Annotated in this window: 23 protein-coding genes; 1 reads left to right on the top strand and 22 read right to left on the bottom strand. The window is 36.4% G+C overall.

Features of this window, described 5'->3' with window-relative positions; genetic code table 11:
- Window positions 1–53 precede the first annotated feature (53 nt).
- The 14 genes from SBO79_RS13535 to SBO79_RS13470 all read right to left on the bottom strand — a co-directional run bounded on the left by SBO79_RS13535 (window position 54) and on the right by SBO79_RS13470 (window position 12,738).
- Complete coding sequence (locus SBO79_RS13535) at window positions 54–2,168, bottom strand: prolyl oligopeptidase family serine peptidase (RefSeq protein WP_318640928.1); 2,115 nt, start codon at window positions 2,166–2,168, stop codon at window positions 54–56.
- Window positions 2,169–2,663: 495 nt separating this feature from the next.
- Window positions 2,664–4,793, bottom strand: coding sequence for a methylmalonyl-CoA mutase (gene scpA, locus SBO79_RS13530; protein ID WP_318640927.1), 2,130 nt, complete (start codon window positions 4,791–4,793; stop codon window positions 2,664–2,666).
- A 184-nt stretch (window positions 4,794–4,977) separates the two neighbouring features.
- Window positions 4,978–5,367, bottom strand: a complete 390-nt coding sequence (locus SBO79_RS13525; RefSeq protein ID WP_318640926.1) for a hypothetical protein — start codon at window positions 5,365–5,367, stop codon at window positions 4,978–4,980.
- Window positions 5,368–5,381: 14 nt separating this feature from the next.
- The gene (locus SBO79_RS13520; protein ID WP_318640925.1) at window positions 5,382–5,885 is read right to left on the bottom strand and encodes a hypothetical protein; all 504 of its coding nucleotides are present in this window, start codon (window positions 5,883–5,885) and stop codon (window positions 5,382–5,384) included.
- A 75-nt stretch (window positions 5,886–5,960) separates the two neighbouring features.
- Window positions 5,961–7,331, bottom strand: a complete 1,371-nt coding sequence (locus SBO79_RS13515) for a methylmalonyl-CoA mutase subunit beta (protein ID WP_318640924.1) — start codon at window positions 7,329–7,331, stop codon at window positions 5,961–5,963.
- 24 nt (window positions 7,332–7,355) lie between these two features.
- A complete protein-coding gene (locus SBO79_RS13510; RefSeq protein ID WP_318640923.1) occupies window positions 7,356–7,685 on the bottom strand; it encodes an FtsB family cell division protein in 330 nt (109 codons plus the stop codon).
- A gap of 82 nt (window positions 7,686–7,767) precedes the next feature.
- Window positions 7,768–8,376, bottom strand: coding sequence for a uridine kinase (gene udk / locus SBO79_RS13505; protein WP_318640922.1), 609 nt, complete (start codon window positions 8,374–8,376; stop codon window positions 7,768–7,770).
- A 353-nt stretch (window positions 8,377–8,729) separates the two neighbouring features.
- Window positions 8,730–9,023 carry a helix-turn-helix domain-containing protein gene (locus SBO79_RS13500; protein WP_318640921.1) on the bottom strand — a complete coding sequence of 98 codons (294 nt, stop codon included), beginning with the start codon at window positions 9,021–9,023 and terminating at the stop codon, window positions 8,730–8,732.
- A 4-nt stretch (window positions 9,024–9,027) separates the two neighbouring features.
- On the bottom strand, window positions 9,028–9,366 hold the full coding sequence (locus tag SBO79_RS13495) for a type II toxin-antitoxin system RelE/ParE family toxin (RefSeq protein WP_318640920.1): 339 nt from the start codon (window positions 9,364–9,366) through the stop codon (window positions 9,028–9,030).
- A 91-nt stretch (window positions 9,367–9,457) separates the two neighbouring features.
- A complete protein-coding gene (locus tag SBO79_RS13490; RefSeq protein WP_318640919.1) occupies window positions 9,458–9,670 on the bottom strand; it encodes a hypothetical protein in 213 nt (70 codons plus the stop codon).
- Between the two features lie 26 nt (window positions 9,671–9,696).
- Complete coding sequence (locus tag SBO79_RS13485; protein WP_318640918.1) at window positions 9,697–10,272, bottom strand: methyltransferase; 576 nt, start codon at window positions 10,270–10,272, stop codon at window positions 9,697–9,699.
- Between the two features lie 6 nt (window positions 10,273–10,278).
- A complete protein-coding gene (locus SBO79_RS13480) occupies window positions 10,279–10,593 on the bottom strand; it encodes a rhodanese-like domain-containing protein (RefSeq protein ID WP_318640917.1) in 315 nt (104 codons plus the stop codon).
- Window positions 10,594–10,605: 12 nt separating this feature from the next.
- On the bottom strand, window positions 10,606–12,003 hold the full coding sequence (locus tag SBO79_RS13475) for an MBL fold metallo-hydrolase (protein WP_318640916.1): 1,398 nt from the start codon (window positions 12,001–12,003) through the stop codon (window positions 10,606–10,608).
- Window positions 12,004–12,114: 111 nt separating this feature from the next.
- On the bottom strand, window positions 12,115–12,738 hold the full coding sequence (locus SBO79_RS13470) for a Crp/Fnr family transcriptional regulator (protein ID WP_318640915.1): 624 nt from the start codon (window positions 12,736–12,738) through the stop codon (window positions 12,115–12,117).
- 135 nt (window positions 12,739–12,873) lie between these two features.
- Here SBO79_RS13470 and SBO79_RS13465 point away from each other — a divergent pair, with 135 nt between their 5' ends.
- Window positions 12,874–14,133, top strand: coding sequence for an MFS transporter (locus SBO79_RS13465; protein ID WP_318640914.1), 1,260 nt, complete (start codon window positions 12,874–12,876; stop codon window positions 14,131–14,133).
- A gap of 424 nt (window positions 14,134–14,557) precedes the next feature.
- On the opposite strand, the gene SBO79_RS13460 is transcribed toward SBO79_RS13465, so the two are convergent.
- From SBO79_RS13460 to SBO79_RS13425, 8 genes are all read right to left on the bottom strand, one after another.
- Window positions 14,558–15,463 (bottom strand): TIGR01777 family oxidoreductase, encoded by a 906-nt coding sequence (locus SBO79_RS13460; protein WP_318640913.1) that lies wholly within the window; start codon window positions 15,461–15,463, stop codon window positions 14,558–14,560.
- A 12-nt stretch (window positions 15,464–15,475) separates the two neighbouring features.
- The gene (locus SBO79_RS13455) at window positions 15,476–16,021 is read right to left on the bottom strand and encodes a lipocalin family protein (RefSeq protein WP_318640912.1); all 546 of its coding nucleotides are present in this window, start codon (window positions 16,019–16,021) and stop codon (window positions 15,476–15,478) included.
- Between the two features lie 59 nt (window positions 16,022–16,080).
- Window positions 16,081–17,385 carry a cryptochrome/photolyase family protein gene (locus SBO79_RS13450; protein WP_318640911.1) on the bottom strand — a complete coding sequence of 435 codons (1,305 nt, stop codon included), beginning with the start codon at window positions 17,383–17,385 and terminating at the stop codon, window positions 16,081–16,083.
- 3 nt (window positions 17,386–17,388) lie between these two features.
- Window positions 17,389–18,171, bottom strand: a complete 783-nt coding sequence (locus SBO79_RS13445) for a TspO-related membrane protein (RefSeq protein WP_318640910.1) — start codon at window positions 18,169–18,171, stop codon at window positions 17,389–17,391.
- A gap of 38 nt (window positions 18,172–18,209) precedes the next feature.
- Entirely contained in the window at window positions 18,210–18,698 is a 489-nt protein-coding gene (locus SBO79_RS13440; RefSeq protein WP_318640909.1) for a sterol desaturase family protein, read from the bottom strand.
- Window positions 18,698–19,162, bottom strand: coding sequence for an SRPBCC family protein (locus SBO79_RS13435; protein ID WP_318640908.1), 465 nt, complete (start codon window positions 19,160–19,162; stop codon window positions 18,698–18,700). Before SBO79_RS13435 ends, SBO79_RS13440 begins: the two co-directional genes overlap by 1 nt.
- A gap of 161 nt (window positions 19,163–19,323) precedes the next feature.
- Entirely contained in the window at window positions 19,324–20,160 is an 837-nt protein-coding gene (locus tag SBO79_RS13430) for a phytoene/squalene synthase family protein (RefSeq protein WP_318640907.1), read from the bottom strand.
- Window positions 20,144–21,637, bottom strand: a complete 1,494-nt coding sequence (locus tag SBO79_RS13425; protein ID WP_318640906.1) for a bifunctional phytoene desaturase/3,4-desaturase — start codon at window positions 21,635–21,637, stop codon at window positions 20,144–20,146. The genes SBO79_RS13430 and SBO79_RS13425 overlap by 17 nt, the downstream gene beginning before the upstream one ends.
- Window positions 21,638–21,677: the final 40 nt, after the last annotated feature.

Genomic DNA, 21,677 nt, shown 5'->3' with positions numbered 1-21,677 from the left:
GAAGTAATGTCTTTAACATGGCTTCCGGCTTTTTAAAAATTTATAAAATCTTCTTAGATTTTTACTCCCATATTATAAAATATAAAACTCCAGATATCAGCAGCTTCGGCAATTACTTTAGAAGTTGGTTTTCCTGCACCGTGTCCCGCATTTGTATCAATTCTGATAAGCGCTGGGTTGTTGCAAGATTGCACCTTTTGTAGTTCGGCAGCAAATTTAAAAGAGTGCGCAGGCACAACTCTATCATCGTGATCGGCCGTAGTTATCAACGTTGCAGGATAGCAAACATTTGCTTTCAGATTGTGTAACGGTGAATATTTGATCAAATTATTAAAATCTTTTTCATTCTCACTACTTCCATATTCTACAACCCAACCCCAACCAACAGTAAATTTGTGGAAACGCAGCATATCCAACACTCCAACTTGAGGAATTGCAACTTTAAAAAGTTCTGGTCTTTGAGTCATAACCGCTCCTACAAGTAGTCCGCCGTTACTTCCACCACGAATTGCAAGACGTTCGCTTGAAGTATATTTCTCTGAAATTAAATATTCTGCAGCGGTGATAAAGTCGTCAAAAACATTTTGTTTTTTGTCTAACATTCCACCTTTATGCCATTCTTCGCCATATTCGCCGCCACCACGAAGGGAAGCAACGCAGTAGATTCCACCATTTTCGATAAATGCAATATTCGATTCAGAGAAAGAAGGAGTAAGGCTGATATTAAATCCTCCATAAGCATAAAGCAAAGTCGGATTCGTTCCGTCAAGCTTCACACCCTTTTTATGAGTGATAAACATCGGGACTTTTGTTCCATCTGTACTTGTGTAAAAAATTTGTTTAGTGATAAAGTTTTCTGAATTAAACTTCGCTTCGGATTTTCTGTAAATTTCCGATGTTCCTTTTGCGATATCGTACTTGAAAATCGTTGTGGGGTAGATAAACGAAGTAAAAGAATACAACAAAGTAGTTTCTTTTTTATCTGCCGAAAATCCTGAAGCTGTTCCTACTACTGGGAATTTCACATCGTATTCAAATTTTCCAGCGTAATCAAATTGCTTCATTTGAGTTGAAGCGTCCTTTAGGTAAGAGGCAAATAATTTTCCTCCAGCTGTCGTTACGTTTTGTAATTTTTCCTTTTCTTCCGGAATTATCGTTTTCCAATTTTCTTTTGCGGGCATCTTTGGATCAATCAAAACCAATTTATAGTTTGGCGCATCTTGATTGGTAAGCAGCAATAATTTGTCGTCAGAAGTCTCAATTATCGATGCATTTGTATTAAAACCTTTGATCAGAGTCTGAAATTCACCCTTTGGATTTTTCAAATTTTTAACCTTCAATTCATTTCCGTCTGTACCTTCAGAAATATTCAAAATTAAATAGCGAGCGTCTTTGGTTAATTTTGCCGAAACAAATCGGCGAGCATTAATTTTATCCTCATAAATTAAAACATCGCTAGTTTGCGGCGTTCCTATTTTATGATAGAAAACCTTTTGATATTCAGTCGAAGCGCTAAACTTTGTTGCTTCATCCGTTGGTTTTGAGTGTCCGTTATAGTAAAAACCATCATCTCCATTCCAAGAAATACTTGAGAATTTTAGATTTTCTAATTTGTCAGAAATTAGTTTTTTGGTTTTAAAATCCATCACATATCCAGTCTGCCAGTCACTTCCTGAAGCAGAAACAGTGTAGGCCATATATTTCTGATTTTTCGAAACTTCTACCGCTTGTAGTGCCACCGTTCCATCATTGGATAATTTGTTTGGATCTAGCAAAACTTCTGCGGTTCCATCAAGACCTTTTTGTACGTACAGTACAGCTTGATTTTGCAAACCATCATTTTTAAAGAAAGTATAGAACTCACCTTTTTTGCTTGGCGCCCCGTATTTTGGGTAGTTCATCAACTCTGCAATTCTGTTTTTCAGCTTATCACGATACGGAATTGCGTCCAAATAAGCATTAGTTACCGCATTTTGAGCAACCACCCATCTTGCAGTTTTATTCGAAGTATCGTCCTCAAGCCAACGATATGGATCGCTAATTTTGGTTCCAAAATAATCATCAGATTGTTCAACGGTATCCGTTTTTGGATAGACAATTTTTTTCTGAGCGTGGGTCACAATTGGTGCAAGCATAAAGACTGACAGAATACAAAGAGACTTTTTCATTTGAGTTTTTTATATTTTTGAAGTTGCTAAAGATAGTAATTAGTTCTGTATTTGCTGAGGTTTTCCCTCTGATAAGGATGCTTTTTGGGAAACTTATAACGAATTGTCTTGATAGCAAAAGTGCCCTAGCCCTGATGGCAGTGGCAGCCTTTGCCGGCCCTCTTTTGGGCGGCAAAGCTATAACGGACAGCGGGAAAAAGCTCCAAATAATTCAAATTATGATAACAACGATGATTATTTTTTGGGCGCATCCCGAGCCACAACGTACATCTTAGCATTGAGCCAAAAGGTGGCTCGGGCCGGGCTGTCCGCTGTATCTTTGCTGCCAGAAATTATTATTTTCAAGCAATAAAATTTTCGGAAGGCAGCAAAGGATGCCACTCCCATCCCTTGCGCAAAACCCCGCCATACAAGACATTGTGAAATTAATCCAACAAAAAAATCCTTCTTTCTACAATAGGAAAGAAGGATTTTCAACATATATTTTAGAAGTACTTAAACCTCTTCGTCCATCAAAATTTTAAGTAATAAAATCGCTGCTTCGCTAATTTTTGTACCTGGACCAAAAACCGCCGCCGCGCCCGCATCAAACAAATATTGATAATCCTGAGACGGAATCACGCCGCCCACAATAACCATAATGTCTTCGCGCCCGTACTTTTTAAGCTCCTCAATTACCTGCGGAACTAGTGTTTTGTGCCCCGCCGCGAGAGATGATACGCCCAAAATATGCACGTCATTTTCTACCGCTTGCTTCGCAGCCTCCGCCGGAGTTTGGAATAATGGGCCAATATCCACGTCAAATCCTACATCGGCATAACCAGTCGAAACGACTTTCGCACCTCGATCGTGACCGTCTTGTCCCATTTTGGCAACCATAATTCGTGGTCGTCGCCCTTCCATTTCGGCAAATTTATTGGCTAATTGTTTTGCCTCTTCAAAGCTTTTGTCGTCTTTAATTTCTTTGCTATACACGCCGCTAAAAGATTTAATTTGTGCTTTATATCTTCCGAAAACTGTTTCCAGAGCATCGCTAATTTCACCTAAAGTTGCTCTGTATCTAGCTGCAATCACGGCTAATTCTAGTAAATTTCCTTTACCAGTTTTAGCACATTCTATAAGGTCGTTTAACGCTTCTTGCACTTTGGCAGAATCGCGTTCTGATTTTATTTTTGCCAACAATTCTAGTTGTTGTCTTCGCACCATCTGATTATCGACATCAAGAATCTGAAGTGGATCTTCTTTCTGAAGTCGGTATTTATTAATCCCGACAATCACATCTTGAGTGCTATCAATACGAGCCTGCTTTCTTGCTGCTGCTTCTTCAATACGAAGTTTTGGAATTCCAGCTTCAATCGCTTTGGTCATTCCACCGAGCTCTTCAACTTCTTCGATCAGTTTCCAAGCACTTTCGGCAAGTTCATTCGTCAAAGATTCTACGTAATAACTGCCTCCCCAAGGATCGACAGTTTTAGTGATTTTTGTCTCTTCCTGCAAGAAAATCTGAGTATTTCTAGCAATTCTCGCAGAGAAATCAGTTGGCAAGGCAATCGCCTCGTCTAGTGCATTTGTATGTAGCGATTGAGTACCTCCAAAAGCCGCCGCAGCTGCTTCGATCGTAGTTCGCGCCACATTATTAAAAGGATCTTGCTCAGTAAGGCTCCATCCGGAAGTCTGACAATGCGTACGCAAAGCCAAAGATTTTTGATCGGTTGGATTAAACTGCGATACGATTTTTGCCCATAACATTCTAGCCGCACGCATCTTGGCAATTTCCATAAAGTGATTCATTCCAATTGCCCAGAAAAATGAAAGTCTAGGTGCGAATTCGTCAATTTTCATTCCGGTGGCAAGTCCAGTTCGGATATATTCCAAACCATCGGCGAGGGTATAGGCAAGTTCAATATCTGCCGTTGCACCCGCTTCTTGCATGTGATAACCCGAAATAGAAATCGAGTTGAACTTCGGCATTTTATTAGAAGTATATTCAAAAATATCCGCAATAATCTGCATCGAAGGTTTTGGAGGATAGATGTATGTATTTCGAACCATAAACTCCTTCAAAATATCATTCTGAATCGTTCCAGACAATTTTACTAACGGCACACCTTGCTCTTCGGCAGCCACAATATAAAACGCCATAATAGGAAGTACCGCGCCATTCATGGTCATCGAAACCGACATTTCGTCCAGTGGAATCTGATCGAATAATACTTTCATATCTTCGACAGAATCAATGGCAACTCCAGCTTTTCCGACATCTCCAACCACACGCTCGTGATCACTATCGTAACCGCGATGCGTAGGTAGATCAAATGCTATCGAAAGACCTTTTTGTCCCGCAGCAAGATTTCGTTTGTAAAAAGCATTACTTTCCTCGGCAGTACTAAAACCTGCATATTGACGAATTGTCCACGGACGACGCACGTACATTGTAGAATAGGGTCCGCGCAAATTTGGCGCAAAGCCAGCTCCATAATCTAAGTGAGTCAAATGGTCTGTATCCTCCTTTGTATAATGAGACTTCAATTCGATGTCCTCGGCAGTCATAAAAAGTTTATTCGACTTCTCTTGTACCGAGTTCGTTTCTTTTAATTGAAGATTTTCAAGATTTTTTCTTTTCATAATATGTACTAAAATACATTCGACTTTGCTATTACTTTGAAATCGGCTTAGTCTTATTCTTTTTCGCTATCGAGTTTTTCTTTCTTTTAGTCAAGAATAATTTCTTAATATTTAAATCGCTTAATGAATTATATTAAGAAGCCATCCCTTTCCGAGTTTGTAAAATTATATTTCGTAATATATCTTAAAACTTTTCCTTTTCTAAGTAATTAGCCCAACTTTCTACTTTGAAATTTTCTAAATTCTTGGTGATAAATCTGATTCCATCGTTTGTTAAAACTCCACATAATTCAAAAGGACCCATGTCAAAAAATTTATGAAGTTTTGCTGGAACAAGATATGAATCTTTAAACTTGACTTTGCAAACTGTGCCATCTTCAAAGGTTTCTTCAAAATGACCCTCTGACATCAATATATTTTGGTTTCCAGTATTTTTAGTCGAAATCATCGCACCAATGAAATCAGGAAAATAGTAATGTTCAAGAAATATTATGAAATGTCCTCTGGATCTATGGTTTATAATACCTTTAAGAATAAAACCTGCCTTACATTCTTCAAGTTCAACTAAATTCATAATTCCAACATAATCTAATCTGTCAATTGACTTACTAAGTTATTCATAATCATTAAAGTTGCGTGATGTTCAAAGCCATTAGAATATGACATTCCGCTAATTGTGTGATTAGCTAATCTTTGGACAATTGTAAGAAGGGCATCATTGTTATAATAATTCGAGCTCCTTCCATCGTATATTTTCAAATTTTTAAGCTCAATTGCTAAACTACAATTTAACACAAGCGCCACAGCAACAATTATGTTTTGAAAATTATTTTTATCATCAATATTTAGATTGTTGTCTGAAATGATTTTTAATCCTCCAACTTCAATTATATGTGTAAGATGTGTGCTTACTTTTGAATTTGAATTATCAAATCTAATTTCGCTACCAACATTTGAAATGCCATATTTTTTTACTATTGTATTAAGCATCGCCTTGACAAAATCATTTGTTTTATTTAAATCGATTTTATTAATTACATCTTGATATTTATTTGGAAAATTTAAATTTTCTATAGTTTGTTTTAATTCCATAATGTGTTATTTAAAACTGTATTTCTAATGTGGTTTGATTTTAATAAATGTATTGAGACTTATGATAGGGAAATCCTATTCTTTTTCGCTATCGAGTCTTTCTTGTTCAGATTTCTCCGAAAGTCGCTTTTCTACAATAGGTTGTAATATTGTTTTCTTGGATTTGAATTTCTGAAAAGGAAATAATTCCATATCGCCAGACATTCTATCATTCTTGTTCGGATGCTTATTTGTACCAATCAAAACTTCTTTTCCAGAATCAAATAAAGCCTGCTCTTTTTCAGCATTCTCCATAATTTTTCTTTGGATAGTTCCTTCTTTCAATTGTTTCAAAAATCCTCCGTTTGCTTCGATATCTTTAAACAATGCAAGTGCCTTTTCTGCAAGTTGCTTAGTCAGCGATTCGATATAATAGCTTCCGTCTGCAGGATTCCCAACTTTGTCTAGATAACTTTCCTCTTTCATAATCAGCAATTGATTTCGAGAAATACGCTCCCCAAATTCATTGCTTTTATGGTAAAGCACATCGTAAGGCATATTTGAAACTGAATCAGCTCCGCCCAAAATTGCGCTCATACATTCGGTCGTAGAGCGTAATAAATTTACGTTGTAATCATAAATAGTTTTGTTGCGCTTGCTTGGCTTTGCCAAAATATGACATTCAATATTGCTGTTATACTCTTTTGCAAGCGTTTCATAAAGAACCCGCATTGCTCGGAATTTGGCAATTTCGAAAAAGTAGTTCGAACCAATTGCCATTTGCAAAAGCATCGGCTTATCAGTTGATTCAACCGTATTCAAATATTCGTTTGCGTGCGCAAGTGTATAAGCCAATTGCTGAACAATATTTGCTCCCGCATTTTGATAAAGACTTGCATCAACTGAAAGGGCAGAAGCAGATTTTAGAGTTTCTGTCTGCAATTTCAAGAATTCCAAATTATCAGTTGGAGTACTTTCAAACCAATTCCCGTCTTTGGCCAAATTGTGAATCGGATCTAATAATACGAAAACTGTCGCATTTCTATTAGCCACAGCTAAATCTAAATCTTTCGTAAATTCGGCAGAAAGGAAACGCAGTTCAAAATAAATGGTTGTGTTGTCGATTGCAACTTCCTTAATAAGTCGACTGATATCAAGATTTTTGTCTTCGATAATGAAATACAAACTTTCGGCACCGCGATTTAAACTGTCGTTGGCGCGAAAAATTGATTTCTCCAAATCATATACAAATATGTCTTGGCAAACTAAAAATCCGTCTGATTTTTTTCTGGTTTGAAGTACAGAATTGTCTTCGTCTCCATGGTAAAATGGTTTTACCTTAATATTTTCAAGGCTTTCCCAAATAAGCGTCTCATTGTAATCTGCGCCTTTGAGGTCAAATTGTATTTGTTGTTTCCACTGCTTCGAACTTATAGGATCGAAATTGCTGTATACTGGCTCTGACATTAGATGTAGCTATTTTATTTAAAATCAACGTTCGACTTTCTCGCCATTTTCATCTTCAAATTCGATGATGTAAATGTCTTCATTCTCCCGCTTCATATAATATTTTTCTCTTGCGTATTTTTCGATTTGATCTGGATTCTTAAAAGATTTTATACTTTTCAAATCCTGATTAATCTCTTCTTTATAATACTCTTTATTATCTTCCAACTCCTGAATTTGCTTATTCAAAAGCCTGTGATCCAGATATGAATAGTTGTCCAAAAAAAGCATCCAACTCACAAAAAACAAAAGTACCCAAATGTACTTATTGCTTATGAATTTGAACCAGTTTCTGTCTTTATAGGGATTTTTCATTGCTCAAAAATGGAGATACTTATAGTTGAAAATAATTTATTAGTATCAATTGGTAAATGTACCATTAAAAATACAACTTATTTTACACTAATCGCTGTGTAATTACCGCTCGCACCACATCAATTGCCACAGTATTGTATTTGTCGTTTGGAATAATAATATCTGCAAAAGCTTTCGTAGGCTCGATAAACTGCTCGTGCATTGGTTTTAAAGTAGTTTGATACCTGTTTAAAACCTCGTCAAGATCGCGCCCTCGCTCGGCGATATCACGTTTTAATCTTCGGATAAGTCTCTCGTCAGGATCGGCGTGAACAAAAATTTTGATGTCACACATTTCTCTTAATTCGGCATTAGCCAAAATCAAAATCCCCTCTACGATCATCACTTTTCTGGGATGCGTAATGATAGTATCGGTGGTACGATTGTGAGTTACAAACGAATAAATTGGTTGCTCAATTACATTACCAGCTTTTAGTTCTTTAAGATGATCTACCAAAAGTTCAAAGTCAATGGCACGAGGATGGTCAAAATTTATCAGTGCACGTTCATCAAAGCTAAGTTCAGTTGTCTCTTTATAATAAGAATCTTGCGATATAATTCCAACTTCAGTCTCAGGCAATTCGTTCATTATCTGATGTACTACGGTTGTTTTTCCACTTCCCGTTCCACCTGCAATTCCAATGATTAGCATAATATTTCTTCTATTTATTTGGCAAAAATAATCATTTAATCTTGAGTGATTTTGCTTTTGCTAGAAAATTGCGGAAGTAGAGAGAGTTGTTGTCTGCCTCTCGGCAAAATTTATAAACGTTGGGGAAGGAGGTAAAAGAAATTAGCTTTCAGCGATTAGCAATCAGCGTAAAGGGAGGAAGATTTTATTAGTAAATAATAGCTTTCTATGAGATTGCTCCAATTACGAATGAACAGTTTCAAATAAATTGTTTCGCAGAATTTTATATTGAAATAATATTGATCAATTGTGCGAATTTTTTACTTTTGAAAAGAATTAAGTAGCTATGAGGAATTTTAAATAATATAGAAATTTTAATTTAGTAATTCTACATTGAAATTAATTTTCGCGTTAAGCGCTTTGAAAACTTTGATAATAGTTTCAAATCTTGCATCATTTAAACTGTTTTCAATCTTTGAAATCTGAGCTTTTTTTACACCAACTATTGCTCCCAATTGCTCTTGTGTCAAATTTCTTTCTTTTCGAATTTGTTTAATCGTCTGACCAATCAAATCAAGTTTTAATTCATTTTCAAAATTTTCTCGATTTTTTGTTCCTTTTTCACCGATGAATTTATCAGTTATTTCATCTAGACTGTATGTTTTCATATTGTTATCTTTTGCTGTTAAAATATTTTTGCCTTAGTATTTCCGCTTTTTCAATTTCTCCCTTTGGAATTTTTTCGGTTTTCTTTATTAGTCCGTGAGTTGAAATAACGATGGTGTCTTTTTTGTCTGATTTATCCCAAAAAGCAAAAAGTCTTATGTACTGTTTATTGTATAAGGTTCTGAATTCCCATATTTCGTCATTGAGTTTTTTGAAAATATCATTATCATTTACGCTTCGAGATTTCCAAATATTATAAATTACCTTTTCCCTAGATTTAGGATCCAGGTTTTCCAGAAAATCTAAAACTGGCTTAAGGAAAACAACTTTAAATTTATAATCCATTTATCTCAAAGCTTAATGTTGAGTAAATATAATAGTTTCCTTTTTAAGAAACAACGATTTTTGAGGTTTTGATTTTCTTTACTCTGTCAACCTACTTATTCCTCTGAAAAAAACTTCTCTTCTGAGGTACCGCACAATTATTTCCATTACATCCTAAATTCAATAATGGCAAAACGGCCAGTAGAATTCCAAGACCCAGCATAATTGGCTGATCTGTTTCATAACCTTGTTGAATCACAAAAAGGCCTAAGGCAAATCGTGCAATTCTCATTAAATTCCAATTTGTAAAAAGTACCTTTTTCATAATATGATTTTTTTAAAATTCTGTAATTATTTTTTGATCAAGTGGATAAACAATTCCGATCCTTGACGTTGTGGAACACTACTGTGGCAAGTTTCGAATATTTTTAAGTCAAAATACGGTTTGAAGTATTCGAGATATTCCTCTGCTGTACCTCCAAAAGGTGGGCCTGCTTTATCAAATTCTCGATTGAAGAGAACTCCCATCAAAATGCCGTTGTCATTTAATAATGAATGCGCTTTCTGAGCATAATCAGCTCTTTGAATTGGATTGATTGCGCAGAAAAATGTTTGCTCTATCAAAACATCGTAAGTATCATTGTGCTCAAAATAATCCTCGCAGAGAATACGAATGGATTTTTCTACTTTAAATTTCTCTTGAAGATTTTTAACTGCAGTTTCGGCAATATCGATAAGAGTAATATTCGTAAATCCGTTCTTGAGTAAAAACTCCGCTTCGTATGCATTTCCACAACCTGCTATTAAAATGGCAGCGCCTTTATTTGGATACTGCTCCATAAAATTGGAAATGGCAGGATTTGCATATCCTATATCCCAACCGGTATTTTTTTCCTGCCATCGCGATTCCCAAAATGATTTGTCCATAGTTTTTTACGAACTCAATGCAGTATACATATTATTTATTCCGCCACCATTAATCACATTTTCTATTCCGTTGCGTTCCAAGATAGATTTAGCTTGACCGCTTCGCATTCCGCTTCGGCAAAAAACAACTACTTGCTTCTTGCCTTTAAATTTCGCGATATTATTATTAATCTGATCCAAAGGAATATTTACAGCACCTTTCACAGATCCACCATTAAATTCTCCCGGACTCCGAACATCTACTACAAAAGCTTTGTTTGCAATAGCATCTTTAAGCTCGGAATTATCTTTTTTTCCAAATATCATTGAAAGTAATCCCATAATTCTAATTTATTAGTTTTCTGTAACAACAGTATTTCCAAGCTCTTTCCATTCTTTCATTCCACCTGGGTAATTCTTAATATTTTTAAATCCATTTGCTTGCAAAATAGAATAAGCAATAGAAGATCGATCTCCTGCTTGACAGTGAATAATTACTTCTCTGTCTCTATCAACCAATTCTAAATTGTCTGGCAATGTTCCGACGAAAGCATTCACTGCACCTTCTATATGTCCATCCTTAAATTCGGTACTATTTCGAACATCTACAATCTGAATCGCATCATTTCCAATTGCAGCTTTTAATTCTTCGGCAGGAACATTATCAACGATTTCAAAATTCCCTTTAGAGTCAGGCAAGTCGGTCATGAATCCGAAAATATTATCAAGACCAATTCGCATTAATTTGCGAGTCAAATCTTCCATTTTATTTTCTGGTGCGATCAGAATAAATTGCTCAGTGTAATTTAGAAACCAACCAGCCCAAGTTGCAAAAGAGTTGTCATTCTGAATATTTATTGCTCCAGGTAAGTGTGATCTTGCAAAATCAACCTTATTACGAGTGTCAATAATCGTCAAGTTTTTTCCCCTAGCAATATCAAATTCAGAAGTTGTTAATATTGGATGCTTCGGCACAGAAGTTAATAAATGGCGGTCTTCCTTATTAAGGTGTTTCATCATTGCAAAATACTTCGGTGGCTCCGGCTGACCATCAAGAAGAGTATCCACAAATCCTTCTTTATCATCTTCGTATTGGAAAGCCCAGTTACGAATTTTCTCATATCCAACAGTCGAACTTGGAACAGCACCTAATGCTTTTCCGCAAGCAGATCCAGCGCCGTGAGCAGGCCAAACCTGGATGTATTCTGGAAGTTTTGCAAATTTGCTGATAGAATCATACATCTGCTGCGCACCCAAAACTTTAGTATTCTTAATTCCTGCCGCAACTTCTAGTAAGTCAGGTCTTCCGACATCGCCTACAAAAACGAAATCTCCGGTAAATGCCATAACAATAGCATCTGTTGCAGGGTGATCCCTTAATAGATACGTAATACTTTCTGGAGTATGACCAGGAGTATGAACTACTTCAAAAGTTAGATTGCCTAATTTGATGATAGATCCGTGCTTCAATCCAACGTGGTCAAAATTATATTGCCAGTCTAGTCCGCCTTCATCAGAAAGATACATTGTAGCTCCTGTCAAAGCGGCAAGTTCACGTGATCCACAAAGGAAATCTGCGTGAATATGAGTTTCGGCAACAGCGGTAATTTTCAAATTATTTTCTGTTGCAATTTGCAAATAAACATCCACATCACGTTGCGGGTCAATTACAAGTGCTGTACCTGCAACTTGGCAACCTATTACATAACTAGCGTGAGAAAGTGTCTTGTCGTAAACTTGTCTAAAAAACATACCGTATTTTTTTTTAAGATTTATATTTAATGGAAACTAGAGTTTCTTTTGATGTTCTAAAATTAATAATGCAAATATCTGAAATTGAATTGCTTTTTTTGGTAACAATTGTTACAGAAGGGTTATTTTGTTTCTGGAAAGCAACAATATTCCATTTTCTTCCAACTGTTTTAATAATCGTGAAACCACAACTCTTGCAGTACCAAGCTCGTTTGCGAGTTGTTCGTGGGTAGTGTTGATGATTTTGGACCCAGATAATTCTTTTTTCTTTTCGAGTAAATTTAAAAGCCGCTCATCTACTTTCTTAAAAGCAATGGCATTTACAATTTCAAGTAATTCTTCAAAGCGTTTATGGTACAATTTGAAAATATAGTCCAGCCACTGCGGATATTCTTTGATAAAGAGTACGACTTTGTCCATTGGAAGAAACAAAATCTCCGCATCTTCTTCAACTTCAGCCTTTACCTTACTCGTCTCCTGATGCATTCCGCCAAGAAATGACATAATACAACTTTCGCCAGCTTTGATATAATACAGTAAAATTTCTCGGCCATCCTCATCGGTTCGGATAACTTTGATACTGCCTTTTATCACAATCGGAATGGCATAAATATTCGAATTTTCATTCAAAATAATTTCACCTTGATTGTACTGCTTTTGCAAACTGTGTTTTTTTAATTTCGCAATTAAATCTGGGGACGATTGTAATTCAGTAATTGTATCGAGAGTTTCCATTGGTTAAAATTACGATTATTAAAAATAGTGCCCTAGTGACAAAATGCTAAATTTATTCCAATTAGTTGTATAATAAAGTAGGGTCTGCCACAATAGGCTTAAATTTGCCGCTCATAAGAAAAACACACCAACTTTATGCTCACAGCGGCAGATCCAAAACGCCTCAAAATTGCGACATTTCTCGCATTTATGCTTATTCCATTATCGGGATTGCTTACAGATATTTACCTGCCATCGTTCCCTGCAATGTCGCGCGATTTGGGAGTTGCCGAAAGTCAAATTCAGCTGACTCTTTCGTGCTTTCTGTTGAGTTACGGTTTGGGGCAATTATTTGTAGGAAGTATTCTTGATAGCCTCGGAAGGTATAAAATTGGATTATATGCACTGGCAATTGCGGTAATCTCTTCATTGCTTATTGGCTTTTCAAGAGATATCTACGTTATTTGTGGACTGCGCATCATTCAAGGATTTTCGGTGGCAACTATTGTCGTTTCAAAACGTGCGCTATTTGTGGATATGTACAGCGGCGAAAAGCTTAAAAATTATTTAAGTTATTTTACCGTGGTCTGGTCTTCAGGGCCAATTATCGCTCCTTTCCTTGGAGGATTTCTTGAAAAACACTTCGGATGGCAGTCAAACTTCTATTTTCTTGCCGCTTACGGATTGCTAATGTTAGTGCTCGAAATGATTTATAGCGGCGAAACACTTGCCGAAAAGCAACCTTTTAAACTTCGTTCTGTCCTAAAAGTGTATAAAATGATGTTGAGCAATGCCAATTTCATTTTAGGAATTTTCATTCTTGGTTTAGCCTACTCAGTCGTGATGGTTTTCAGTATGTCAGGCCCATTTATCATTGAACATACGCTGCATTATTCGGCGGTAACAATTGGATATTGCGCGCTATTGCTGGGCGTTTCTTGGATGATTGGCGGATTGTTGGGCAAACAATTAATTAATTGGGAATATAAATACAAGGTTTTTGCATTCTCAGTTTTCCAATTAATCTTCATTGGAATAATGATTTTCTCAGGACTTTTTCAGCAAAACATCTTCACCTTAGTCGGTTTTGCATTCCTCATTCACATCTGTTCGGGCTTTATTTTCAATGTGTATTTCACGGCAGGATTAATGGCTTTCCCTAAAAATGCTGGAGCTTCCGGTGGACTTTTAGGTGGAGCGATTTATATTTTGACCTCGATTTTAAGTTTTGTTATTTCTACAAGTGGCGAAATAAATACCCAAATCGACCTCGGTTGGCGGTACCTCACAATGTCGCTGCTGCTTTCTATTGGCGTAATCGCGTGGAATTACAATCGAAATAAGGAATTAAAAATCTTCAACGCCAAGAATATTCAGAATTTTGAAGATAAAAATCCAACTTCAGATTTTGTTTAATATATTTTTCAGGAGCTAAATCCCGCTATTCTCTTCAATCCTGCTTGGGCATTTGCCGTAGCAGTCGGCGGCAAAGGAGCTTCCTTTGGTCGCTCTTTCCCGCCGCTGCTACCAAAAGGCAAATGCCCTAAGCAGGGATTTTCGTTTCTATCGGGGCTAGCTTCGCCGTATGAAAGGTCGAGGAGAGAAGGAGAGATTGTTTTTATAAATCAGCATTGTGGAAATAAAATTGGAGAATAAGTCATCAGATATTTAATTTTCTAGCAATACTTAGTTTTTGCTCTAAGATCATTCTTGAATTTTGAAGATAAAATGCAATATCACGTTTCGTTTAATATCAATAGACCGATTTTTCACAACCCCATCAGGGTCGAACAAAATTTTGCATTCTATTTGCAGATATTATTTGATTGAGAATCCAATTTTATCTTGTCAAATCCTCCAAAGCAGTTTTCAAAGACAAAAATTTAAATGTGTATCCAGCTTTTATAATCTTATCCGCTTTGGTATGCGTGCTCATCAAAACCAACTCACTTTTCTCTCCCATTAATAATTTGAACATCGCTTTTGGAATTGCGAACGGCCAGAAAGGTCTGTGCAATACATCAGAAAGTGTTTTGGTAAATTCTTTATTTCGGACAGGATTTGGTGCAGTAGCATTGTAAACTCCTTTCGCATCTTCGTTTTCTACCGCCCATAAAAACATTCCAATTAGATCATCAGAATGAATCCATGGAAACCACTGTTCGCCAGAGCCGAGTTTGCTTGCGGTAAAGGTTTTGACCATCAATTTAAAAATATCCAAAACTCCACCTTTTGGCGTAAGCAATAATCCAATTCTGAATTTAGCCACGCGAAGTCCTAAATCGGTACCTTGTTCAACTGCTTTTTCCCATTCTTCACAGCAATGGGCTAGAAATCCTGTTCCAGGTTTACTAGTTTCGTCCAAGATTTCTTCTCCACGATCTCCATAAATACCAACTGCGGAAGCAGATAATACCGTTTTCACCTGATGCTCCTTGCGTTTCATCAAATCGTAAATAAGTCCAATTGATTCGGTACGGCTAGAAACCAACGCTTTTTTACGCTCATCAGTCCATCGGCCATCGGCGATATTTTCGCCGGCAAGATGGATAATAGTTTCAACTCCGTCAAGACATTTTTCGTCAATTTCTTGCTTTTTGATATCCCAATAAAAAGCTTTTAAGTTTTTTACTTTCTCTGGACTGCGAGTCATTATACTAACTTCATACCCTTGATCTTGAAGTTTTTTTGTGAGCATGTTCCCTACAAGACCAGTCCCGCCGGTAACCAATATTTTCTTTGCCATAATAATATAAACTTATCTGTCTTTTGTATGTTCTACCCAAATTAAATTGTCGGTATCATAGCCGATTCTTTTAGCTTCAGCTAGAAATTTATCTTTTGTAGATTGTGAAATAGAAGTAGAGCGTGATAGAATCCATAGATATTTGAGATTATCGCCTGCAACCAATGCCTCTTGATAATCATCGCTAATTGCAATTACATTATACCCTCCATAAAAAGGACCAAAAAATGAGACTTTTAGTCTCGCTTCGTCACGAGGTCCAATGAATTTTGCTTTTCCAATAGCCTCACTCCACTCATTTTTTTTGTAATTATATCCCCTGTTTTCAACTTTTAAAGTTCCATCAGAATAGGCAGTATAAGTTGCAGTAACATTGTTGAGGTTCTTTTCGAATTTCATCGGAAGTCTCGCGATTTCGTACCAAGTTCCTAAGTATCTATTTTCTTTAAAAGGCTTGACAGCATTGGCTTTCTTTGGAATTGAAACGCTACAGGACGAAAATAGAAGACCCGCAGTTATTCCGGCTGCGGCGATTAGTATTATTTTTGAATTTTTCATAGCTTTTATCTTTTTCGATTAGAAAGTAAAAAGATACAAAGATTTCCAGCAATTGTTAATTATGCATCTGCTAATGCCTTCTTAAATGTTTGAAGCACTCGTTCTCTTGCGAATTTATGCTCGACAATTTCGGGTACAATTTGACTATCATAATTTGGAATCCATTTTCGAATGTATTTTAATTCGGGATCAAATCGCTTGGTTTGTAAAGTTGGATTAAAAACTCGAAAATAAGGTGCTGAATCACATCCTGATCCTGCGGCCCATTGCCAGTTTCCGTTATTTGCCGAAAGATCGTAATCTATAAGTTTTTCGGCAAAATATGCTTCCCCCCAACGCCAATCGACCAACAAATGTTTAATTAAAAAACTAGCGGTTACCATTCGCACTCGGTTGTGCATCCATCCGGTTTCATTGAGTTGACGCATTCCGGCATCTACCATCGGATAGCCCGTATTTCCAGAACACCAAGCTGCAAATTCCTCCTCGTTATTTCTCCATTCTATTCGGTCGTATTTTGCTTTAAAGGAATTGGTTACTACTTTCGGAAAATGATAGAGAATCATCATAAAAAACTCACGCCAAATTAATTCATTCAGCCAAGTTTCATTTAAATCTTGAGTCACTTTCGCCAACTCGCGAACGCTGACAGTCCCGAAACGAAGGTGAATACTGAGTCTTGTTGTTCCTTCGATTGAAGGAATATTTCGAGTATTATGGTAATCTTTTATGATTGCCTTGTCAACAGAAGGTGCGTCAATTCCGCTGGGAATATTCTTAAATCCAACGTCCTCAATTTTTAGAAATGGGAATTGTTGGTTTTGAATTGCTTTGTCTAAATTATCTTCGGAAGGAAACTTCGGAATTTCTTGAGAGAAAAAGCTTTGTTTCCACATTTTAGAATAAGGTGTGAAAATGGTGTATGGCGTTCCGTCAGCCTTCATAATCTCTAATTCTTCGAAGATGACTTGATCTTTAAAAGACATAAATTCTACCTGGTTTCTTTCGGCGAAAGCCAAAATTTCTGCATCTCGCTCACTAGCATACGGTTCGTAATCTTTGTTACAAAAAATAGCTTTAATATTGAATTTCTCTTTCAATTTCTTAAAGACTTCGAGTGGTTTGCCATACGCGGTGTACATTGACGAACCATTTTTATTCAGAATATTATTCATCGCCGAGAGTTGCTCGTGAATAAATGCTAAACGAGTATCTTCTTTATTTGAAAGTTTATCTAAAATATCTGAATCGTAAATAAACAAAGGTAAAACTCGGTTTTCGCTTTGTAATGCCTGAAAAAAAGCATGATTATCATGAATACGCAAATCACGTCTAAACCAGCAAATACTTATTGATTCTTTCATGAATTACATTTTAGAAATCGTATTTTCTCTATTTTTAAAGCCACTATACCCAATTGTTATAAAAATAATTCCAGCCATAATATAAGCAGCCATCACCACATCTGCTGAACCTTTGTCGCTATTGGAAACCGCAATTGCAATAAGTGCCCAAATCCCCACAAGGGCAAATTCTCGTAAATTTCGCGTTAGAACAATTGCAATATTTAGAAGTCCTACAATTGCAATCATTATAATAGTCCACGTAACCTCGGAAATTCCGAACCCATCCCAATTATTTTTGGTCAACAAAGCCGAAATATTTGCAATAAATGCAACCGAAATCCATCCGCTGTAGAAAGCAAATGGCCAATAAATAAGCAAGTATCTATGCAAAGGCTGGAAGTCGAGCTCCATTCTAGTATTAATAATTATTTTGATTAATGAAATTAGTACGATGAACATTATAATTGCTGCAACTAAAGTGTAGTTGTAAAGCCACGCCACAACCCACAGCGAATTTCCGATGCACGAAATGACAAACCACCATCCTACTTCGAGTATAATAGTGTCATTTTCTTCTTTCTTGGTAAATAGTGAACGGCCAGTGTATAAAACGAATCCGAGTAATCCGAGATAAATAACTCCCCAAATTGAAAATGCGTAGCCAGCAGGAGTGAAGAGATTCCAATAAGAATCCGAGACGGTTTTCATAGTATTACCATCAAAAACGCCAGTATTAGAAACATAGCTCATCACGATTGTAAAGACTAATGCTATACCGTTTGCAATCTGTAAAGTTTTTTTCATATCTAAATTTTTCAAAGATTAAAAAATTTCGTTTTATATTAAGAACTGACTTTAGTAGTAGCAGATTTTTTCTTATCCATACTTTGCTTGAAGTATTTTATAGGAACCCATAGCATGCCAAAACATTCTCCGTGCTCCTTGCCAAGATGTTTGTGGTGCATTTTGTGAGCACGTCTTAAGGCTTTGAAATAGGCATTATCTGAATTACGAAGTACTTTAAAGCGTTGGTGAATAAAAATATCATGAATAAAGAAGTAAGCCATTCCGTAAAGCGTGATTCCCAAGCCGATGAAAAATAACGGATTAAAATCATTTTGCATTCCTATGAAAAGACAAATAATTCCAGGCGTTGCAAAGATTAAAAAGAAGGAATCATTGCGTTCTAGAAAATCTGTAGTTTCTTTTTTATGATGATCGGCGTGTAAAGTCCAAAGAAATCCATGCATCAGATATTTGTGAGCAAGCCAAGCAACGGCTTCCATCCCAACGAATGCTCCTAGCGTAATTAGTATATTTGTAAGTACCATTATTTTTTATTTTTGTATAATTTGTCCAATACTTTTTTCCTATAGGTAAAGATACCTTCTATTCGTTTTTTTACCAAAAGTGAGTGACCCAAGGTTCCTAAAATTCCAAAAGGCATTTGGTAATCAACGGTATCATTCATCAAAACTCCACCTTCAACAGCTTCAAACTCGTGTTTATGTCTCCATAGCTTGAAAGGTCCTTTGCTTTGAATATCGGTGAAGTGCTTTTTGTGCTCTACTTCGATAATTTCTGTTTGCCATTTTAACGGAATACCAAACAATGGTTTTACAGTATAATCAATGAGCATATTCTCGTAGATTGCTGCAGGTAACTCAGTCAAAACCGTGAAATCCATTTCTTTTGGCGTCAAGGTTGAAAGGTTTCTAGGATTCGAAAAAAAGTCCCAAGCGTGCTCTAAATCTATTGGGATAAACTGCTCCGCCTTATATTGATAGGTTTTCATTTTTGTTTTTTTTGTATTCTAAGGAGTTGGATGATTTTATGACTTCGGTAGTTGCCGAAGTGCCCCAAAAATCGAAGTTAAAACCTCCAACATTCTTAAGAAATTTATAGCTTCTTGTTAATCTATATACATTCGGCGAAAGCCAAAAGTGGCATCAGATATTAAAGCAAATTCATCTTGTACTGCACCATACTATTGACCATCAAGCCAAATTTATGAGTGTTATTGATGCGCACTCGCTCTTCCATGATTCGCGATGCAGGTAATCTTTTAATTTTTTTAAAAAGTGAGTAATAATAAACATAAGCTAAGTAAACGCCGCCTTTGCAGCAAGCCGGAAGTAGCTTTATCCCAGCAAGACCCTCGGCAAAATCGGCTTCAATCTCTTTCTCAATAGTAGCTTTTAAATCAGTTGTAAAATCATTGAAATCGATATGCGGAAAGTAGTTTCGACCCAAAACTTCGTAATCATCTTTCATATCTCGTAGGAAATTCACCTTTTGGAATGCCGCACCCAGCTTCATTGCATACGGTTTAAGGTCATCAAATTGCTTCTTATCTCCTTGGACAAAAACGTGTAGACACATCAAACCAACTACTTCTGCGGAACCTAAAATATACAAATTAAATTTCTCTCTATTGTACTCAACAGTTTGCAAATCCATCGCCATACTGTCAAGGAAAATCGTAATCCAACTAAGATCAATATCGTATTCTCTAACTACGTGTTGGAACGAATGCAAAATAGGATTGGTAGAAATTCCCTGCTCGATTGCCTCAAAGGTGTCGGCGCGAAACTTTGCCAACAAGCCTTCACGATCGTAGCCTTCAAAGCTATCCACAATTTCGTCGGCCACTCGTACAAAACCATAAATGGAATAAATTGAATTTCGAATTGCAGGACTCAAAAAGTAGATTCCAAGAGAAAAGCTCGTGCTATAGCTACGCGTAGTCATTTTGCTGACCTCTACGGACAAATTATCATATAGCTTTTTCATATGCTTTTTTTAAATTTTTTTCTACTTGCTCTGCAACGATTTTTCCAGATATTAACGAGGGCGGTACTCCAGGTCCAGGAACGGTAAGTTGGCCGGTATAGAAAAGATTCTTAATCTTTTTGTTTTTTATTTTTGGTTTCAAATTGGCAGTTTGCATAAGCGTGTTTGCCAATCCATAAGCATTGCCTTTGTATGAATTGTAATCTAATTTAAAATCGTCCACACAATAACTCTTTTTATAATCAATGTGCTCAAGAACAGAATCGCCAGTTTGCTTTTCTAATCGCTCAATCATTAATTTGAAATACTTTTCTCGCATTTCCTCGCTATCGTCAAGGTCTGTTGCAATTGGCATCAGCATAAAAATATTCTCATGTCCAGCAGGAGCAACAGTATTATCAGTTTTGGAAGGGCAACAAACATAAAATAACGGTTTTGTAGGCCATTGCGGCTGCTTGTATATTTCCCTAGAATGGACATCTAAATCTTCTTCAAAAAATAAGGTATGATGTTCAATATTCTTTAGACGCTTATTTAATCCTAAATAATAGATTAATGAAGAAGGAGCAAAGGTTTTTTTGTCCCAATATTTCTCCGAATAATTTCGATCTTCCTCTTGCAATAGTTTGCTTTCGGTATGATGATAATCTGCCGATGAAACCACGGAGTCAAAATTTAAATTTTCTCCACTGACCGTTACTCCAGTAGCTTTTCCATCTTGATGATTGATTTTGGTCACTGCTGCATTCAAATGAAATTTTGTGCCAGAGTTGGTTGCAACCTTTGCCATTCCTTCTATCACTTTTCCAAAACCTCCGTTGGGATACCATGTTCCTAATTTAAGCCCAGCGTAGTTCATTAACGAATACAAAGCAGGTGTGTCTTGTGGCATAGCACCCAGAAATAATACCGGGAATTCCATTAATGCAATCAGCTTTGGATGCGTAAAATATTTATGAACATGTTTGCTAAAGGAAGAAAACAATTCTAATCTTAATGCACCCGAAATTACCTCGTAATCGGCAAATTCTAAGAGAGATAAACCTGGTTTGTAAATTAATTTTGACATTCCAACATCGTACTTAAATTTTGCATCGTCCATAAACTTCTGCAACTTCACAGCGCTGCCATTTTCGATAGATTCGAACATCGCGCAAAGTTCTTCAAAATTTGCCGGAACGTGCATAGTTTCGTTTTCGGGAAAAACAATATCAAAAGAAGGATTTAAAAGACGAAGCGAATAGAAATCGGAAGGTTTATGTCCGAAATCTGCAAAAAAACGTTCAAAAACATCTGGCATCCAATACCAACTCGGACCCATATCAAAAATATAGCCTTCGTCTGTATTCATCTGACGCGCACGTCCGCCAATGGACGCATTTTTCTCAAAAATATGCACTTCGTGCCCTGCCTTGCTTAAATAACAAGCAGCACTTAAACCAGAAAAACCAGAACCAATAATTGCAATGCGAGCCATAAATTTTGTAATTATTTAGTTGTTATTTATATTGAATCCC

The organism is Flavobacterium ardleyense (genome assembly GCF_033547075.1).
GTDB classification, from domain to species: Bacteria; Bacteroidota; Bacteroidia; order Flavobacteriales; family Flavobacteriaceae; genus Flavobacterium; species Flavobacterium ardleyense_A.
This window is presented reverse-complemented; position numbering and strand designations above follow the sequence as displayed.

What these genes read in the sequence shown, in the direction of transcription:
- SBO79_RS13535 (WP_318640928.1), bottom strand. Translation starts at nt 2,168, where the DNA reads ATGAAAAAGTCTCTTTGTATTCTGTCAGTCTTTATGCTTGCACCAATT.
- scpA (WP_318640927.1), bottom strand. Translation starts at nt 4,793, where the DNA reads ATGAAAAGAAAAAATCTTGAAAATCTTCAATTAAAAGAAACGAACTCG.
- SBO79_RS13525 (WP_318640926.1), bottom strand. Translation starts at nt 5,367, where the DNA reads ATGAATTTAGTTGAACTTGAAGAATGTAAGGCAGGTTTTATTCTTAAA.
- SBO79_RS13520 (WP_318640925.1), bottom strand. Translation starts at nt 5,885, where the DNA reads ATGGAATTAAAACAAACTATAGAAAATTTAAATTTTCCAAATAAATAT.
- SBO79_RS13515 (WP_318640924.1), bottom strand. Translation starts at nt 7,331, where the DNA reads ATGTCAGAGCCAGTATACAGCAATTTCGATCCTATAAGTTCGAAGCAG.
- SBO79_RS13510 (WP_318640923.1), bottom strand. Translation starts at nt 7,685, where the DNA reads ATGAAAAATCCCTATAAAGACAGAAACTGGTTCAAATTCATAAGCAAT.
- udk (WP_318640922.1), bottom strand. Translation starts at nt 8,376, where the DNA reads ATGCTAATCATTGGAATTGCAGGTGGAACGGGAAGTGGAAAAACAACC.
- SBO79_RS13500 (WP_318640921.1), bottom strand. Translation starts at nt 9,023, where the DNA reads ATGAAAACATACAGTCTAGATGAAATAACTGATAAATTCATCGGTGAA.
- SBO79_RS13495 (WP_318640920.1), bottom strand. Translation starts at nt 9,366, where the DNA reads ATGGATTATAAATTTAAAGTTGTTTTCCTTAAGCCAGTTTTAGATTTT.
- SBO79_RS13490 (WP_318640919.1), bottom strand. Translation starts at nt 9,670, where the DNA reads ATGAAAAAGGTACTTTTTACAAATTGGAATTTAATGAGAATTGCACGA.
- SBO79_RS13485 (WP_318640918.1), bottom strand. Translation starts at nt 10,272, where the DNA reads ATGGACAAATCATTTTGGGAATCGCGATGGCAGGAAAAAAATACCGGT.
- SBO79_RS13480 (WP_318640917.1), bottom strand. Translation starts at nt 10,593, where the DNA reads ATGGGATTACTTTCAATGATATTTGGAAAAAAAGATAATTCCGAGCTT.
- SBO79_RS13475 (WP_318640916.1), bottom strand. Translation starts at nt 12,003, where the DNA reads ATGTTTTTTAGACAAGTTTACGACAAGACACTTTCTCACGCTAGTTAT.
- SBO79_RS13470 (WP_318640915.1), bottom strand. Translation starts at nt 12,738, where the DNA reads ATGGAAACTCTCGATACAATTACTGAATTACAATCGTCCCCAGATTTA.
- SBO79_RS13465 (WP_318640914.1), top strand. Translation starts at nt 12,874, where the DNA reads ATGCTCACAGCGGCAGATCCAAAACGCCTCAAAATTGCGACATTTCTC.
- SBO79_RS13460 (WP_318640913.1), bottom strand. Translation starts at nt 15,463, where the DNA reads ATGGCAAAGAAAATATTGGTTACCGGCGGGACTGGTCTTGTAGGGAAC.
- SBO79_RS13455 (WP_318640912.1), bottom strand. Translation starts at nt 16,021, where the DNA reads ATGAAAAATTCAAAAATAATACTAATCGCCGCAGCCGGAATAACTGCG.
- SBO79_RS13450 (WP_318640911.1), bottom strand. Translation starts at nt 17,385, where the DNA reads ATGAAAGAATCAATAAGTATTTGCTGGTTTAGACGTGATTTGCGTATT.
- SBO79_RS13445 (WP_318640910.1), bottom strand. Translation starts at nt 18,171, where the DNA reads ATGAAAAAAACTTTACAGATTGCAAACGGTATAGCATTAGTCTTTACA.
- SBO79_RS13440 (WP_318640909.1), bottom strand. Translation starts at nt 18,698, where the DNA reads ATGGTACTTACAAATATACTAATTACGCTAGGAGCATTCGTTGGGATG.
- SBO79_RS13435 (WP_318640908.1), bottom strand. Translation starts at nt 19,162, where the DNA reads ATGAAAACCTATCAATATAAGGCGGAGCAGTTTATCCCAATAGATTTA.
- SBO79_RS13430 (WP_318640907.1), bottom strand. Translation starts at nt 20,160, where the DNA reads ATGAAAAAGCTATATGATAATTTGTCCGTAGAGGTCAGCAAAATGACT.
- SBO79_RS13425 (WP_318640906.1), bottom strand. Translation starts at nt 21,637, where the DNA reads ATGGCTCGCATTGCAATTATTGGTTCTGGTTTTTCTGGTTTAAGTGCT.